This window comes from Bacillus sp. 16GRE42 (genome assembly GCF_019837435.1).
Taxonomy (GTDB): domain Bacteria; phylum Bacillota; class Bacilli; order Bacillales; family Bacillaceae_G; genus Bacillus_A; species Bacillus_A wiedmannii.
The window spans coordinates 1,644,315-1,660,890 of the sequence record NZ_JADAXF010000001.1 but is presented as its reverse complement, the minus strand read 5'-3'; the positions used below and the strand labels follow the sequence as shown (position 1 = coordinate 1,660,890).

The following is a 16,576-nucleotide window of genomic DNA, read 5'->3' as shown; positions in this document are numbered from 1 at the left end:
ATTATTTTATACATTGTAAACGGTATTAATATTGTTATTTTATTTATTTTTATTTTATATATTGCATAAAAATTAAAGTGCTGATACAATACAAACATCGAATAAATATTCTATTAAACTTTTAAATATACATTATTAGGGGGAAGAAAGATGAAGAAGTTATTATCAATATCGTTTGCACTTATTTTAATTGTAAGTATGTTCAGTGCTTGTAGTAATGGGGAAGAAAAGGCTACTGGAAAAAATAAGAAAGTACTGGTTATGGGGACTTCAGCAGATTATAAACCATATGAATACGTAGAAGCTTCAAAAAGTGATGAAATTATCGGCTTTGATGTTGATGTTGCTAAATATATCGGAAAAGAACTTGGTTATGAAGTGAAAGTGAAAGATATGGATTTTGGTGGTTTATTAGCATCTCTTAGCTCAGGAAAAGTTGATTTCGTAATGGCAGGTATGACGCCAACGGCAGAGCGTAAAAATAATGTTGATTTCACAGACATATATTTTGTTGCGAAAAACATGGTCGTTTCTAAAAAAGATTCTAATATTCAATCTGTAGAGGATTTAAAAGGGAAAAAAGTAGGGGTACAAACAGGATCTATCCAAGAAGAGAAAGCAGCAGAATTTAAAAAACAAGTAGATTTCAAAATTGAGGGACGTGACCGTATACCAGAAATCGTACAAGAAATTAAAGCTGGTCGTTTTGACGCTGCAATTATAGAAGACACAGTTGCTAAAAATTATTTAGAAAAAATGAAAGAATTACAAGGAATTGAAATTAAAGAAGCACCAGAAGAAGTAGGAGCAGCAATTGCCCTTCCGAAAAACAGTGATAAAACAGCGGAATTTAATAAAGTAATTAAAAAAATGCAAGAAAATGGAGAAATGGATAAATTAGTGAAGAAATGGTTTGGCAGCGAAAAATAAGCTGCCTTTCACTTTTCTGTGAGGGGAATGAAAAGAATGAACTTAGATTTTTCGGCGATTACGCCTTCGATACCATATATACTAAAAGGCCTAGAAGTTACTTTAAAAATTGTAGCAGTATCAGCGTTAGTTGGGTTTATTTTAGGAACGTTATTAGCGCTTTGCAAAATTGCTAGAATACGAGCATTAAATATAGCGGCAGATTTTTATACATCAATTTTCCGTGGTACACCACTTGTATTGCAATTAATGATTATTTATTTCGGTGTCCCGCAAATAATTGGTTATGAAATACCAGCATTCGTAGCAGCTGTATTAGCATTTAGCTTAAATTCAGGTGCATATATGTCAGAGGTAATTCGTGCCGGCATTCAAGCGGTTGATAAAGGACAAACAGAAGCAGCGAGGGCTTTAGGGATTCCTTACGGGAAAATGATGCGAAATATTATTTTCCCTCAAGCATTAAAAAATATATTACCAGCGCTTGTGAACGAGTTTGCGACACTTACGAAAGAATCGGCTGTAGTAACAGTAATAGGAGCGACCGATTTAATGCGCCGTGCTTACATTGTAGGCGGTGAGACGTTTAAATATCTTGAACCATTACTTTTTGTTGGACTCATTTATTATATGTTAGTCATTATTCTTACATTAGTCGGGAAGGCAATTGAAGGGAGAATGAAGAAAAGTGATTAAAATTGAAAACCTTCATAAATCATTTGGAAAAAACGAAGTATTAAAAGGGATTACAACAATGATTGAAAAAGGGGAAGTAGTAGCAATTATTGGACCGTCTGGATCAGGGAAATCAACATTTTTACGTTGTATGAATGTGCTAGAAGCACCGACAAATGGTCACATTTGGATTGGAACGGAAGAAGTAACGAATCCGAAAACGAATATTATGCACGTTCGTGAAAATGTCGGAATGGTATTTCAGCATTTTCACCTATTTCCTCATATGACTGTATTAGAAAATATTACGTATGCTCCTATCAATGTAAAAGGAGTAACGAAGCAAGAAGCTGACAAGAAAGCCGAGAAACTTTTAGAAAAGGTCGGTTTATTAGATAAAGAAAATACGTATCCCAATCGTCTTTCGGGAGGACAAAAGCAACGTGTAGCAATTGCGAGAGCGTTAGCGATGGAACCAGAAGTTATGTTATTTGATGAACCAACATCGGCACTAGATCCAGAGATGGTAAAAGAAGTGTTAGAAGTTATGAAATCATTAGTTACGACAGGAATGACAATGGTGATTGTTACACATGAAATGGGATTTGCAAAAGAAGTAGCAGATCGTGTTCTCTTTTTAGATGGTGGAAAGCTTGTAGAAGATAGTGCGCCAGCAGAATTTTTTGTAGCACCGAAAAGTGAACGTGCGCAACAATTTTTACAAAAAATATTGTAATATGTAAAGGTTGCGTGAATAATAAGTAGAAAAGGATGACATTGTGTCATCCTTTTTTTATACTAACTTTAAATACGTTTATACATATAGGAGCAGTGCTATGTTCAAAATTGGATACCGTACAGTAAAAACAGCAATAGGGACAGGCGCAGCAGTTTTTATTGCGCAGTTATTAGGATTAGAATTTTATAGTTCAGCGGGCATTTTAGTTATATTATGTGTACAAAATACGAAACGTAAATCACTTCAAGTGTCGTTACATCGTTTTTTAGCTTGTGTATTATCAATGGTATTCGCGTTTTGTATTTTTGAAACAATTGGATATACACCACTTGCAATTAGTATATTATTACTAACATTTATTCCGACTGCAGTTATGCTTAAAATTCAAGAAGGTATTGTCACGAGTTCAGTTATTGTGATGCATCTATATTCATTGAAACAAATTACATGGCTTATTGTTGGGAATGAAATTGCGATATTAACGATAGGAATTAGCGTGGCTTTATTAGTGAATATGTATATGCCAAGTAGTGAAAATAAGCTAAAAGAGTATCAGGATACAATAGAAAGTAATTTTAAAACAATTTTGTTTGAAATGGTCGTGTATTTACGAAACAGAGAAAGTAGCTGGAGTGGGGCAGAACTTATTGAAACTGAAAATATGCTAAATGAAGCAAGGGATTTATCGTTTAAGAAACTTGAGAATGCATTTATGCGAGAAGATGGCTATTACTATCGTTATTTTAATATGCGCATGCAACAATTCGAAATTTTAGAACGGATGATACCATTAGCAGCTTCTTTATCATGGACATATGAACAAGCTGATATGATTGCGGATGTGGTTGAAAACATTGGAAATGCTATTAGCCCTGAGAGTACTGGGGTTATTTCCTTAAGACAGCTTCAAGAAATGAGAGAATTATTTAGAGACATGCCATTGCCCGTTACACGTGAAGAATTTGAGATACGTGCGAAGCTTGTTCAACTGGTGTATGAAATGGAACAATATTTACTCATTAAAAGTCGTTTTAAGGGAAAGGATAATATAAAAGAACTTATATAGAAGGTAGGAATTATTATGCCGTATCTTCTCTCTTTCATATTATGTCTTTCTTTATCGCCTATTTGGCCTCTTGGTGATAATCCACGTGCCGGAGATCCTTTTATTATTGTAAATAAAGCGACGAATAAACTAGCTTATATTGACGATGGAAAGATTCAAAAGGTTTTTCCAGTAGCGACAGGGAAAACAAATGAATTAACTCCAGAGGGAACTTTTGATGTTGTAATGAAAGCGAAGGATCCGTATTATATTGCGAAGGATATTCCAGGTGGGTCACCGAAAAATCCACTTGGATCAAGGTGGATTGGATTTAATGCAAGAGAAACTGATGGAAGTAAATATGGAATACATGGAACAAACCAACCTAGTTCAATTGGAAAGTATATTTCACAAGGATGTATAAGAATGAAGAAAAACGATGTGGAGTATTTATTTGATCGCATTCCAATTGGAACGAAAGTATGGATTGTGAAGTCGAAAAAATCATTTCAGCAATTGGCAAAACAAAAAGGAGCCATTGCATATGAAAAAGCCAACGAAAAGGTTGGCTTTTTCTATTGTAATAAGTTGTCTTGACATGTGTACATAACCATGAGTTAATGAGAATATAGAAAGATAAAGTGAAACTTTAATCAGTGGGAGGTTTTTTACCCGCGGATTATCAGCCCTCACCAATCGGGATAAAAAATTAGATAAAGGGGTTGCTCATATGTACTTGAATCCAAAAATTTCGTATATGCAATTTTTTATGGGATTTCTATTTGTTATTACATTCATATTGGCAACTTTTAATATATGTTCTTATCTTGTAGCAATTGTTTGTATGGCATTACTCAATCTTACTTTTGTTATTGGAGCATTTCAGCAGAAACAATATACAAGTTTTATAACAGCACTTGTAATGTCATTTTCCTTTAGTATTGTAGCGATTGTGCTTTATATAAAATAAACCATCTCGATATCGAGATGGTTTATTTTATTATGTTATGTGTAAAAAGTAAAAAAAGGACGAACACATCGTCCTTTTTACCAAAACATACTTGCGCCAGCAAGTAATGTTGTTACAAGCATAGAAATTAGCATTACATAAATCACAACTTTTTGAGCTTTTTTATGCATCGTTAAACCTCCTTGCAAATCAGTACAATATCATTGTAACGAGAAATGATATTGTGGACAAGGGGAGAGAAGTGACAAAATTCGAGAAGTGCGTGTAAAGTATAACAGGAAATTTGTATGTATGTAGAGAATATATAATAATGATAGAGTATAAGTTTTTTGTTATGCAAGCTGAAGAATGGAGATACGATGATGAAAATATATGAAACAAATCGTTTACATTTAAGGGAAATTGATGAGTCGTATGCTGAAAAAGTTCTTCAATATTACGACAGAAATCGTGAATTTTTAAAAGCTTGGGAAGAGTATAGACCGGATGATTTTTTTACGTTAGATTATCAGAAGAAAAAGTTACAAAAGGATAGAAAAGAGTTTGCAGAAGGTAAAATCATCAGGCTTTGGATTTTTAAAAAGGGTGATGATACAAAAATTATTGGGTGTATCTCATTCAATCTAATCGTTCGCGGTATTTATCAATCTTGTGTGCTCGGCTATAAATTAGATAAGGCAGAATTGAATAAAGGTTACACGACAGAAGCGCTTAGGAAAGCTATTCAAGTTACTTTCGAAGAATTTCAGTTACATCGTATAGAAGCACCGATTATGCCACGAAATTTAGCATCTATACAAGTAGTGACAAAGATAGGCTTTCAATATGAGGGCGTGTCTAGGAAGATGTTAATGGTAAATGGAGTATGGGAAGATCATATGCGCTGGGTATTGTTAAATGAGTAATAGAAAGCAGATGGTTATCTAGACATATAAACCGTCTGTTTTTTGTCTTGTATTTCGAAACTTTTGCGAAATTCTGTTATAATTAATAGTGTTACATACATAATGGTAGTGCAGGAGGCGCAGTCTTATGATTAATCAAGAACGTTTAGTAAATGAATTTATGGAATTAGTACAAGTAGATTCTGAAACGAAATTTGAAGCAGAAATCTGCAAAGTATTAACAAAGAAATTTACAGATTTAGGTGTAGAAGTATTTGAAGATGACACAATGACTGTTACTGGGCATGGTGCAGGTAATTTAATTTGTACTTTGCCAGCAACAAAAGATGGTGTTGATACAATTTACTTTACTTCTCATATGGATACAGTAGTTCCTGGTAATGGAATTAAGCCTTCTATTAAAGATGGATATATCGTATCAGATGGTACTACGATTTTAGGTGCGGATGATAAAGCTGGATTAGCATCAATGTTCGAAGCAATTCGTGTTTTAAAAGAGAAAAACATCCCTCATGGTAAAATTGAATTTATTATTACAGTTGGAGAAGAATCTGGTCTTGTTGGTGCAAAAGCATTAGATCGTGAGCGCATTACAGCGAAATACGGTTACGCATTAGATAGCGATGGAAAAGTTGGTGAAATCGTTGTTGCAGCTCCAACACAAGCGAAAGTGAATGCAATTATTCGTGGGAAAACAGCTCACGCTGGTGTAGCACCAGAAAAAGGTGTATCTGCAATTACTATCGCAGCGAAGGCAATTGCGAAGATGCCACTTGGTCGTATTGATTCTGAAACAACTGCAAATATTGGACGTTTTGAAGGTGGTACACAAACAAATATCGTTTGCGATCATGTACAAATCTTTGCAGAAGCGCGTTCTTTAATCAATGAGAAAATGGAAGTACAAGTTGCGAAAATGAAAGAAGCATTTGAAACAACTGCAAAAGAAATGGGCGGTCAAGCAGACGTTGAAGTAAACGTTATGTATCCAGGATTTAAATTTGCTGATGGCGATCACGTTGTAGAAGTTGCAAAACGTGCAGCTGAAAACATTGGTCGTACACCTTCTCTTCACCAAAGTGGTGGCGGAAGTGATGCAAACGTAATTGCAGGACACGGTATCCCAACAGTTAACTTAGCGGTTGGTTATGAAGAAATTCATACAACAAACGAAAAGATTCCTGTTGAAGAATTAGCGAAAACAGCAGAATTAGTTATAGCAATTATTGAAGAAGTAGCGAAGTAATGTAATAGAAAAAGCGTGTAAATCACAATTGATTTACACGCTTTTTATTTTGATTCAATTGCTTTTACAAGGCGGATCAGCCAATACAAGAAAATCCATGGCAATATATAAGTTGTTGCTATATGTACTAGGCGAGGGAAGAATCCAAACGTATTAATATTGAAAATAGGAAGCAGTAAATAATTAATGGCTATGATTAATATAATCACAAGGAACGTATAGTTGAGTTTATTAGTTGATTTCATCATAATCACCCCTTTTGTAATTTTATACATTTTATGTAAATTATATCAAATGTATAAAGGGAAAAGAACAAGTAATTATTATAACTATTATGCAAAATTTGATATAATGAAGGAACAAATGTTCTTTGAAGGGGTGAGTACTATGCGAGAAATGTATCCGAAAAATGGTCGTGTTATTTTGCATGTAGATATGAATTGTTTTTTCGCATCTGTTGAAATTGCTCATGACCCATCATTACAAGGGAAGCCGTTAGCAGTTGCTGGAAATGAAAAAGAAAGAAAAGGAATTATCATAACATGTAGTTATGAGGCGAGAGACTATGGAATACGTACAATGATGCCTCTTTGGGAAGCAAAAAGGTTATGTCCACAATTAGTTGTAATGCGTCCTAATTTTACATTATATCGTGAAGCTTCATTTCAAATGTTTCAAATCCTTTCCCGTTTTACAGAAAAAATACAACCAGTCTCAATAGATGAAGGATATTTAGATATTACAGATTGCTACGCACTCGGTTCGCCTCTTGAAATAGCAAAGATGATCCAGCAGGCGTTATTAACAGAGTTACAGCTTCCGTGTAGCATCGGAATTGCTCCTAACCTTTTCCTAGCAAAAACAGCTTCTGATATGAAAAAGCCTCTCGGTATTACTGTGCTTCGAAAACGAGATATTCCAGAAATGATTTGGCCACTTCCAGTTGAAGCGATGCATGGAATTGGAGAAAAAACAGCTGAAAAATTAAATGATATTCATATAAAAACAATTGAGCAGTTAGCAAAAGGAAACGAACATATCATTCGCGCTAAAATTGGAAAGCATGGTGTTGATTTAAAGTGGCGGGCAAAAGGTATGGATGATAGGGAAGTTGACCCGAGTCAAATGGGACAACATAAAAGTGTCGGTAATTCGATGACTTTTTCAAAGGATATGGATGAAGCGAAAGAATTACTTGATATGTTAGAACGGCTATCAAAATCAGTAAGTAAAAGATTACAAAAGCGAACTCTTGTCAGCTATAATATTCAAATTATGATTAAATATCATGATAGGCGGACAGTAACGCGGAGTAAGCAATTGAAAAATGCGATTTGGGAAGAACGAGATATTTTTCAGGCAGCCTCTCGTTTATGGAAGCAACATTGGGACGGTGATTCCGTTCGTTTATTAGGTGTTACAGCTACTGAAATAGAGTGGAAGACAGAATCGGTGAAACAATTGGATTTGTTTTCATTTGAAGAAGATGCGAAAGAAGAGCCGCTACTTGCTGTCATCGATCAAATTAATGATAAGTATGGAATGCCGATTTTACAACGAGGTAGTCAATTATTACGTAAGCAAGAAAAGTCTTTTCAGCAAAAATTAGAAAATAAGTTTATGTAGAAGGTGTCATGAAGTTGTAAATATCATGACACCTTTCATTTTTAACTTGCTTCTAAATCTAATGAAGTTTTCCAACCAGCTGCAGTAACGCCACAAAAAGTATTAGACTTACTATTCGTTGTCCCAAGTAAAAATTTTAACTTCTTCGGTATGTTTTATAACGGCTTTATCTATTAAAATTTTCACTCTTGTTTGATAGAAGCTATTAAAATAGGCAAAGTGTAATACAAGATGACATATATTACAAATCATCTTATTCAGAAATCAACAAGCAAATTAGGCCTTTAGTTGTTAGGTAAATCTAATATGTATTTTATTTTTTTACCATCTTTTTCACCTAGATATACTAATTTCGCAGGTGTATTAAGTGCAACTCCCCAACTTTCCCTCATTTTCATTGTTACAATGCCTTTATGGTTTTGTAACTTCTCCCATGAAACTATTGTTTTCTTTGTATTCTCATTAAACATTCCATTCGTCTTATTAACTCCTTTTAAGGGTTCCAATATATGCAAACCTGTAAAAATTGTTTGTTCAGTTTGCGTGTTATTTGTTGCTTCAATATCAAAAAGATAATGAATTTCTTTATTTCCATTATTATCAATTACTTGTTTCTTCTCGAAAGAATTAATGCTAAATTTAAATATATCTGTATTAAATGATTGACCTAGATTAATATTTTCTGATTTCACAATATAAGATTCATTTAAATTATTTACTACCTGATATCTCCAACATGCCCCTATTATAAAAAATGTACAAATAATCATAAAAACATATCGTTTTTTATTCATATCTTTCTCCCTCTACATCTGTGAAGATAGTGATACTTTACCATTCTCAACTAGGAATATTCTGTCTGCAATTATATTTAATGTTTCACTATCGTGACTCGCAACTAATATAGTTGTACCTTTAGACTTTAAATCTAATAAGATTTTAGTTATATCCTGAATTCCATTTTCATCTAAAGCGTTTGTTGGCTCATCTAAAATTAATAACTTAGGGCTCTCCATAATTGCTTGTGCTATACCCAATCTTTGCTTCATTCCAAGTGAATATTTTTTTACTTTTCTTGTATCTTCTGGATTTAATCCTACGAGCTCCATTGTTTCACGAATTATATTATCCGTTATTTTATTTTGAATAGAAGCTAATAGTTTTAAGTTTTTAAATCCTGTATAGTCTGGAATGAATCCCGGATATTCAATGATAATGCCTGTATTTTCAGGAAACGGATGATCAATACCAATTATTTTTCTATCTATTAATATTTCACCACTATCTATTTTCATCAATCCTAATAAAGCTCTAAAAAGCATTGTTTTACCTGAACCATTTCTCCCTTTAAAACCATAAATTTTCCCCTTTTCTAATTCGAAATGAACATCATTTAAAATAATATTGCCTTTTAGCACTTTAGAAACATGTTTAGCCTCAATGTAAATCATCAGAAGTATCCTTTCTATTAACAAATTCAAATGTTTTCCCTATCCAATAACCACTTATCCATAGAAAAAAAGCGCACAAAAGAAAATAGAATATAGAATATAGAAAATGTTCATTATTAACGTAAAATAAATTCTTACGGATTAACATACTATCAAACGGATTATATATAACCGGCATAAATATAGTCATGGTAATAATCACTATAATCACTATATATGAAATAATACTTTTTAATTTAGTAGACACAATTAAATAAACCCAAACTAATAAGGAAGATGTTATTAGTTGTAAAGTAAAGCTTTTTATAATAAAAATGGTTTCTTTAAAATAATTATAAATTGTAGGATTGACCTTCTCTGTATATATTCCCCAGTCAAATTGATAAGAACAAAAAATGCCTCCCCAGAAGAACACGGCAATATAAAATAATAAAGTTATACAAATAGTTAATATACATGTACTAATAAATTTGCTAAACAATACTTGATACCTAGACACTTTCCTCGTTAAAAGATACGGTGTCTGTTGTATAAAATCAGCTCTTACATACGTACCTAATATAAAACAATAAGATAATTGTAATATAAGCCATGTTACAGGAAGCTGAAATCGCCCCATTTCAACTTCTTTAAAAGATATTCCTTTTAGCAGTTCATACAAGACATCAAGAATTGTTATAGCATTTGAAGGAAGTTCTCTATACTGGGCTGATTGCTTTAATAAAAATACTTCTCCCACCACCAACACACTATAAACAATAAATGATATTATAAATCTTAATTTCATACTATGACTGCTTAATATTAAATCCCTTTTTACCAATTTATAAAAAACACTATTTTTCATCGTAATTAATCACTTCCGTTATATAAGTCCATCCGATGTAAACAAATATTCAATATAGCAAATAAAATACTAATAATCCCTAACATAAAAGCTAATTTCAGCAAGGTTATATCTATTAGAAACCAGTCCTTTTCTTGAAAAATCAAACCTTTTGACCAAAATAAAGAAAAATTATATTTTTTTTCTGATAATTGATCTATCGTAATAAGAAAGTAAATAGTAAAAATACAAATAGCTTTATGTTTAACGAAAAATACTAGTATTTGTGCAAAAATACATATTGCTACAGTTACTAACCATAACGATACTATAAAATATATAATTACTAACCAATTTGAAGATGGAAGCAACCAAATCACTATTTTCTCTTTTACAATTAAAAAATTTATTCCTACAATTAACAGGTAGATACTTGAATATATAATTGCTAGACTTACAATTTTTCTGATTAAATGAAAACAATATGATTGACGAGTTTTATGTCTAAAATACACATAAACATTTTTATCTGTATAATTAAATGAATAGAAAAACAGAAGCAATAATGGAAGATAACTAAATAATATTATTTTCATATCCCTTGAAGTACTAAGAAGTGAAAACAAAGAATCATTAGATAAAAAGTAAAATGATCTAATGAGGTGAATCGACACACCTACTATAAGAAATAAAATATTAATCACAAATAACCTTCGTTTTTGAAACAACTCTAATAAATACATTTTCAAAAGGCTATAAAATAACATGGCGTTTTACTCCTCTTAAAAATAAAAGTATCGATAAAATAAAAATCCCTACCAACACTAAAATAGAAACAATGATATCGGCTCCATGATATATATGAAATTCAGATAAGAAATAGATAGGAGCAAGGGGCGTTGAATAAAATAAATTGATTATCATTAAAAAAAGTTGTAATAAAAAAGCACTTAATAAAGTTATAAAAGTATGCTTGGCATAAAAGGACATACTAAGAGAAAACAAAGCAAATGCTCCTCCATAAACAAAAGCAATAACTGTATATAAAATCATATGAATAAAAGGGTGAGTGAAATAAATGTTAATAAAAAAGGTTGATCGCTCATACATCCCTATATTAGAATTTAAAACTTCATCAGGAGTTATATTTGGAAGAAACATAAATGATAAAAAAATGTTTAAAATCAATGGAATAATAACAACAAAGCCCCCGATAAGAAAGGTTTTACTAAACAGCTTAAGAAAATACATTTTATAATTACTTCGTATAATTACAAACAAAAAAGATCCATTTTTTTTATCTTCCTGAAAGAGTGATGAACTAGGTAAACTTGCAATCACTGGAAGTATAAAGAAAAATAAAAAGGAAGGTGTTACAATACTATTAATTCCCATCCAAGTTGTATATGGAGTGAAGATAACATCCCTTTTATCGGTTAGTGGAATTACATAATATAATATATATATACAAGATAAGGCTATTCCTAACATAAGTGAAAAATAAAAATTCTTATTACTCATTCTTTCGTTAAAGTAAGTACCCATGTTTCACCTCTTAAAAATTCAAATATACTCCTCGTAACACTTAAAATATGTAATGTTACGAGGAAAGGCTTACAAGAATATAAAATATTATATTTATATATAATTATTTACGGATACTATCTGGACTCCAAACACCTGTCGCTGTGCCCTCAGCCCATCTTCTAGTATCAATTTTAACCTTGATACCAGAATTAAATTTCTCAACTGCCAAATTGTATAAGAATTCTTCTTGACCATCACGCATTATGTACGTATGACCATCAGAAACATCTGTACCATCTTTTAATGCAGCCCAGGCATTGAAATATCCATCTAATCCTGACATGTCGTCTACCCTCATATAATAAGCTGTTTTATTATATTTAGGTCGAGATGGCGTTTCATCATTAGGACTGTAAACACGATATACATTTGACCAGTCGCTGTTTTCATGATTAGATTTTGCTGCTGCTGATGCTGCAAAGCTTGATAAGGCTATTCCTGCTGTTAAAGTCAGAATCGCTATTTTTTTTCATTTATTCTCCTCCTATTTTTTTACTTGTAAGCCCTTAAAAAATATAACACACCATTTAAAGTTTAATATATAGATTTTATAATATTAATATTTCTTTAATGTTAACTATAACTTTTTAACAAATATCTTGTAAAACATATCATTACACAAAGCTTTTCAACTAATAACAACTGTTTTATATCTAGATATTAAATAAAAATAAGCTATTTACAAAAAGTTAAAGTATAGTTACTTCAATTGCACTACAAGCAAAAGAATTATTTAATAACTCAAGTGAAAAGATAGTTTTAGATGAGTTTGATCAAAGTATGTATACAAATTTTTGGACGGAATATGAAGATGTGCTAAATAAGTATAAATAAAAAAGCACTGTAACCAGTGCTTTTTTATTTATAGATTATGAGATTGTAGCATTTTCAAAAATAACAATTTCTGAGCTGTTTGTTGTTGAAACGCGTTGTGCGTAATATGTTAAAGCTGAAGAAATATATGTTGGTAATGAATCATTTGTATGTGTTGTTGTATATTCATGGATTAATTCTTTCAAAGTCGTCCATTCTAATTGTGCTGGGTGATCAGACACGAAAGAACTTACCCAGCGATCAAATGAAGATGAAAAATCAGTTTGTAAACGAAATGCTTCTTTCATAATAAAACGCTCCCTTAAAATGTAGTATAACCATTTTAACATAAAACACGAACGGTTACTAAGTTTTTTGAGTATAATGTTCGTGTTATATAGTTGTCTAGATGATTGGTTATGTAAATTCGATTTGCCATTTGAAATAACATTCCGTAAGATGAAAGGTAGATTATATAAAGAGCTGGAGGAAAGAAAGTGGAATTTGTATTTTTAGGAACTGGTGCAGGTGTTCCTTCGAAAGGAAGGAACGTTTCGGCAATTGCTTTGCAATTGTTAGAAGAACGAGGACAGACTTGGTTATTTGATTGTGGCGAGGCGACGCAACATCAAATATTACATACATCAGTACGCCCACGCCGCATTGAAAAAATATTTATTACGCATTTACATGGTGATCATATTTTTGGATTGCCAGGTTTATTAGGAAGCCGTTCGTTTCAAGGAGGGACTACACCTTTAACTGTGTATGGACCAAAAGGAATTAAACAATTTATTGAAGTGGCATTATCAGTAAGTACCACACATGTAAAATATCCACTTGAAATTGTGGAGATAACAGAAGAAGGTACTGTATTTGAAGATAATGAATTTCACGTGGAAACGAAAAGATTGTCACATGGTATTGAATGTTTTGGGTATCGTATTGTAGAGAAAGATATACAAGGTGCTCTTTTAGTCGATAAATTGCTGGAGATGGGTGTGAAACCCGGTCCACTTTTTAAACGTTTAAAAGATGGAGAAATAGTTGAATTAGAAGATGGTACGATACTAAATGGAAAAGATTTTATTGGTTCGCCTCAAAAGGGAAGAATTATTACCATTTTAGGTGATACAAGGTATTGTGAAGCGAGTAGAGAGCTGGCACAAGACGCTGACGTACTTGTTCATGAGGCAACTTTTGCAGCAGAAGATGAACAACAAGCGTATGATTATTTTCATTCCACATCTAAGCAAGCTGCGAGTATTGCACTTCAGGCAAATGCAAAACGATTAATATTGACTCATATTAGTTCTCGTTATCAAGGGGATACATATAAGGAATTATGGAAAGAGGCAAGAGAGCTATTTTCTAATACAGAAATAGCTACGGACTTGAAAATATTTCCGGTAGAAAGATAATAATGGTGTGAAAAAATGGTGACGAAAGGTTGCCATTTTTTTATTTCTAAAAAAAATTTAAAATAAAACTGTTATCATTTTATGTTTATATTGGATGAAACAGAAAGTTTTAATGATGTGAAGAGATAGGATAAAAATACATAGTACCGATTGTTTAGAAAAACTGTTATATAAGTCAGACGACATACGAGTGGTACAAATAGCAAAAACAGATCGTTATTCAGAACTTTTAAAATTCATTAAAAGTAAGCGTTTTATTAAAAACGAGCTATAATGAGGGCAGATCAAAATTTATTGTAGGCTACATGCGTTTTAGGCATTTGTCGTAATAAGTGAAGTTGACTAAATTGTGAGAGAGCAACATGGAATTTATAATAGGAAAGATATTACTATTATTTATATGAAGTCTTTTTTACTTTTTAGCCTTAAAGCACGAAAAGGTATGAAAGCAATGGGCGTTTCACTTGTTATGCTATCCTTGTAAGGGGTTCTGTGTTAAACTTTGGATTGCTACAAGACTTTATTGTGGATTAGCTTATATTATTTTTAAATGAAGGTAATGCTAAGTTTCTTATTTATTATGATAATTGGTATTATTTCAGGATATATTGTTTCACTGTTATTCAAAAACTATCCAATTCGTATAGCGGAACAAATTCGTCGTACAACTGGAAAAGCAACCGATTCGGTAGCTTAATAGAATAGTAAAAAATTTTTGCATAGAGGTTTAGGGGGAGTTATGATGAAGTATCGCTCAGTATTTGATATTATTGGTCCAGTTATGATTGGTCCATCAAGTTCACATACAGCAGGCGCAGCAAGAATGGGGCAAGTTGCTCGCCAGCTGTTTCGTCATGAACCAGAAAGAGTAAGCATTTCATTATATGGATCATTTGCAAAGACGTATCGAGGGCATGGTACGGATGTAGCATTGATCGGTGGAATATTAGGGTTTGAAACAGATGACTTACGTATTCCAGAGGCGCTAGACATAGCAAAAGAGCGCAAAATCGAAGTAGAATTCATTGAAGAAGATGCAAATGCACCTCACCCAAATACAGCGAGAATTCGTTTGTATAAAGGTGAAGAAGAAATTGAAGTTGTTGCTTGCTCAATTGGTGGCGGTAAAATTGAAGTTGTAGAATTAAACGGATTCGATCTTCAATTAACAGGCACGAGTCCAGCACTACTTATTGTAAATAACGATCGCTTCGGTGCTATTGCAGCAGTAGCTTCAATCCTTGCGAAACATGAAATTAACATTAGTACAATGAGTGTTTCTCGTAAAGAAAAAGGAAGAAGAGCGCTTATGGTTATCGAAACAGATGAATTATTAGCAGATGAAGTGATTGAAGAAATAAACGCGCAACAAAATATTTGTCAAGTAACTATTATGGAATAATTGCAGGGGGGACACACCATGTTTCGGAACGCAACGGAACTAGTGGCGCAAGCTAAAGAACAAAATGTAAAGATCGCAGAAATTATGATTCAATGTGAAATGAAAACAAGAAATATTTCACGTGAAGAAGTAATTGCTGGTATGGAAAAGAACTTAGTCGTGATGGAGCAAGCGGTAGAACGTGGTATTCGCGGAGTAAAATCACCAACTGGTTTAACTGGCGGAGATGCTGTAAAAGTTCAGGCGTATATGAATAGCGGAAAAGGCTTATCTGGAGATACGATTTTGGACGCGGTGAGTAAAGCTGTTGCAACAAATGAAGTAAACGCAGCGATGGGAATTATTTGTGCAACACCAACAGCAGGGTCTGCTGGAACAGTGCCAGGTGTACTGTTTGCACTGCAAGAAAAATTACAGCCGACACGCGAAGAGATGATCGAATTTTTATTTACAGCAGGAGCTTTCGGTATGGTTGTTGCGAATAATGCTTGTATTTCCGGCGCGGCAGGAGGTTGCCAAGCTGAAGTAGGTTCAGCAAGTGGAATGGCAGCAGCAGCAGCAGTTGAGATGGCTGGTGGAACACAAGATCAAGCAGCTACAGCGATGGCGATTTCATTAAAGAATATGCTTGGTTTAGTATGTGATCCTGTTGCAGGGCTTGTAGAAGTACCTTGTGTAAAACGTAATGCAGCAGGAGCTGCGAATGCGATGATTTCAGCTGATTTAGCATTAGCTGGCGTAACGAGTACAATTCCATGTGATGAAGTGATTGAGGCGATGTTTAGAATCGGACAAACGATGCCAGTAGCACTTCGTGAAACAGCTGAAGGTGGACTTGCAGCAACACCAACTGGTCGCCGTCTGCAAGAAGAGATTTTTGGGAAGACTAATAACTAAACAATATATGTTAATAAAAAAATGGAGCTCAAGTAAGATTGAG

21 protein-coding genes and 1 pseudogene are annotated in these 16,576 nt (G+C 33.0%); 14 read left to right on the top strand and 8 right to left on the bottom strand.

Annotated elements, in window-relative coordinates; genetic code table 11:
• The first annotated feature begins 150 nt into the window (after window positions 1–150).
• The 6 genes from ILS93_RS08565 to ILS93_RS08540 all read left to right on the top strand — a co-directional run bounded on the left by ILS93_RS08565 (window position 151) and on the right by ILS93_RS08540 (window position 4,359).
• On the top strand, window positions 151–930 hold the full coding sequence (locus ILS93_RS08565) for a transporter substrate-binding domain-containing protein (protein ID WP_064474841.1): 780 nt from the start codon (window positions 151–153) through the stop codon (window positions 928–930).
• Between the two features lie 36 nt (window positions 931–966).
• Complete coding sequence (locus ILS93_RS08560; protein WP_222660332.1) at window positions 967–1,626, top strand: amino acid ABC transporter permease; 660 nt, start codon at window positions 967–969, stop codon at window positions 1,624–1,626.
• On the top strand, window positions 1,619–2,341 hold the full coding sequence (locus ILS93_RS08555) for an amino acid ABC transporter ATP-binding protein (protein ID WP_064474842.1): 723 nt from the start codon (window positions 1,619–1,621) through the stop codon (window positions 2,339–2,341). The genes ILS93_RS08560 and ILS93_RS08555 overlap by 8 nt, the downstream gene beginning before the upstream one ends.
• Window positions 2,342–2,441: 100 nt before the next feature.
• A complete protein-coding gene (locus ILS93_RS08550) occupies window positions 2,442–3,410 on the top strand; it encodes an aromatic acid exporter family protein (RefSeq protein WP_000472675.1) in 969 nt (322 codons plus the stop codon).
• A gap of 15 nt (window positions 3,411–3,425) precedes the next feature.
• Complete coding sequence (locus tag ILS93_RS08545; RefSeq protein WP_064474843.1) at window positions 3,426–3,986, top strand: L,D-transpeptidase; 561 nt, start codon at window positions 3,426–3,428, stop codon at window positions 3,984–3,986.
• 133 nt (window positions 3,987–4,119) lie between these two features.
• Complete coding sequence (locus tag ILS93_RS08540; protein WP_000281162.1) at window positions 4,120–4,359, top strand: DUF3894 domain-containing protein; 240 nt, start codon at window positions 4,120–4,122, stop codon at window positions 4,357–4,359.
• Between the two features lie 77 nt (window positions 4,360–4,436).
• Here ILS93_RS08540 and prli42 read toward each other — a convergent pair whose 3' ends face one another.
• Window positions 4,437–4,529, bottom strand: coding sequence for a stressosome-associated protein Prli42 (gene prli42 / locus ILS93_RS08535; RefSeq protein ID WP_149173444.1), 93 nt, complete (start codon window positions 4,527–4,529; stop codon window positions 4,437–4,439).
• Window positions 4,530–4,718: 189 nt separating this feature from the next.
• Between prli42 and ILS93_RS08530 the strand changes: the two genes are divergently transcribed.
• Window positions 4,719–5,264, top strand: a complete 546-nt coding sequence (locus ILS93_RS08530) for a GNAT family N-acetyltransferase (protein WP_033657628.1) — start codon at window positions 4,719–4,721, stop codon at window positions 5,262–5,264.
• Between the two features lie 127 nt (window positions 5,265–5,391).
• Window positions 5,392–6,510, top strand: a complete 1,119-nt coding sequence (locus ILS93_RS08525; RefSeq protein WP_064474844.1) for a tripeptidase T — start codon at window positions 5,392–5,394, stop codon at window positions 6,508–6,510.
• 44 nt (window positions 6,511–6,554) lie between these two features.
• On the opposite strand, the gene ILS93_RS08520 is transcribed toward ILS93_RS08525, so the two are convergent.
• Window positions 6,555–6,755: a hypothetical protein gene (locus tag ILS93_RS08520; protein WP_046957503.1), complete on the bottom strand. Its 201-nt coding sequence runs from the start codon at window positions 6,753–6,755 to the stop codon at window positions 6,555–6,557.
• A gap of 142 nt (window positions 6,756–6,897) precedes the next feature.
• Here ILS93_RS08520 and ILS93_RS08515 point away from each other — a divergent pair, with 142 nt between their 5' ends.
• Entirely contained in the window at window positions 6,898–8,136 is a 1,239-nt protein-coding gene (locus ILS93_RS08515) for a DNA polymerase IV (protein ID WP_222660330.1), read from the top strand.
• A gap of 284 nt (window positions 8,137–8,420) precedes the next feature.
• Here the strand turns inward: ILS93_RS08515 and ILS93_RS08510 are convergent, their stop codons facing one another.
• The 5 genes from ILS93_RS08510 to ILS93_RS28670 form a co-directional block, all read right to left on the bottom strand.
• Window positions 8,421–8,930, bottom strand: coding sequence for a hypothetical protein (locus tag ILS93_RS08510; protein ID WP_222660328.1), 510 nt, complete (start codon window positions 8,928–8,930; stop codon window positions 8,421–8,423).
• A 12-nt stretch (window positions 8,931–8,942) separates the two neighbouring features.
• Window positions 8,943–9,587 (bottom strand): ATP-binding cassette domain-containing protein, encoded by a 645-nt coding sequence (locus tag ILS93_RS08505; protein ID WP_222654863.1) that lies wholly within the window; start codon window positions 9,585–9,587, stop codon window positions 8,943–8,945.
• A complete protein-coding gene (locus tag ILS93_RS08500; protein ID WP_098102723.1) occupies window positions 9,574–10,434 on the bottom strand; it encodes a hypothetical protein in 861 nt (286 codons plus the stop codon). Before ILS93_RS08500 ends, ILS93_RS08505 begins: the two co-directional genes overlap by 14 nt.
• Before the next feature lie 732 nt (window positions 10,435–11,166).
• Window positions 11,167–11,958, bottom strand: a complete 792-nt coding sequence (locus tag ILS93_RS08495; RefSeq protein ID WP_064474850.1) for a hypothetical protein — start codon at window positions 11,956–11,958, stop codon at window positions 11,167–11,169.
• 103 nt (window positions 11,959–12,061) lie between these two features.
• Window positions 12,062–12,298: a hypothetical protein gene (locus ILS93_RS28670; protein ID WP_240368243.1), complete on the bottom strand. Its 237-nt coding sequence runs from the start codon at window positions 12,296–12,298 to the stop codon at window positions 12,062–12,064.
• 401 nt (window positions 12,299–12,699) lie between these two features.
• Between ILS93_RS28670 and ILS93_RS28665 the strand changes: the two are divergent.
• A pseudogene (locus tag ILS93_RS28665) lies at window positions 12,700–12,834 on the top strand (DNA polymerase IV); the annotation flags it as partial.
• A gap of 35 nt (window positions 12,835–12,869) precedes the next feature.
• Here ILS93_RS28665 and ILS93_RS08485 read toward each other — a convergent pair.
• Window positions 12,870–13,121 carry a DUF3932 family protein gene (locus ILS93_RS08485; protein WP_000656495.1) on the bottom strand — a complete coding sequence of 84 codons (252 nt, stop codon included), beginning with the start codon at window positions 13,119–13,121 and terminating at the stop codon, window positions 12,870–12,872.
• 189 nt (window positions 13,122–13,310) lie between these two features.
• Between ILS93_RS08485 and rnz the strand changes: the two genes are divergently transcribed.
• The 4 genes from rnz (at window position 13,311) to sdaAA (ending at window position 16,533) form a co-directional block, all read left to right on the top strand.
• Entirely contained in the window at window positions 13,311–14,234 is a 924-nt protein-coding gene (gene rnz, locus ILS93_RS08480) for a ribonuclease Z (protein WP_098102725.1), read from the top strand.
• 550 nt (window positions 14,235–14,784) lie between these two features.
• Complete coding sequence (locus ILS93_RS08475; protein ID WP_179194447.1) at window positions 14,785–14,931, top strand: hypothetical protein; 147 nt, start codon at window positions 14,785–14,787, stop codon at window positions 14,929–14,931.
• 45 nt (window positions 14,932–14,976) lie between these two features.
• Window positions 14,977–15,636, top strand: coding sequence for an L-serine ammonia-lyase, iron-sulfur-dependent subunit beta (sdaAB, locus tag ILS93_RS08470; RefSeq protein ID WP_000877441.1), 660 nt, complete (start codon window positions 14,977–14,979; stop codon window positions 15,634–15,636).
• An 18-nt stretch (window positions 15,637–15,654) separates the two neighbouring features.
• Window positions 15,655–16,533, top strand: a complete 879-nt coding sequence (gene sdaAA / locus ILS93_RS08465) for an L-serine ammonia-lyase, iron-sulfur-dependent, subunit alpha (protein WP_064474853.1) — start codon at window positions 15,655–15,657, stop codon at window positions 16,531–16,533.
• Window positions 16,534–16,576: the final 43 nt, after the last annotated feature.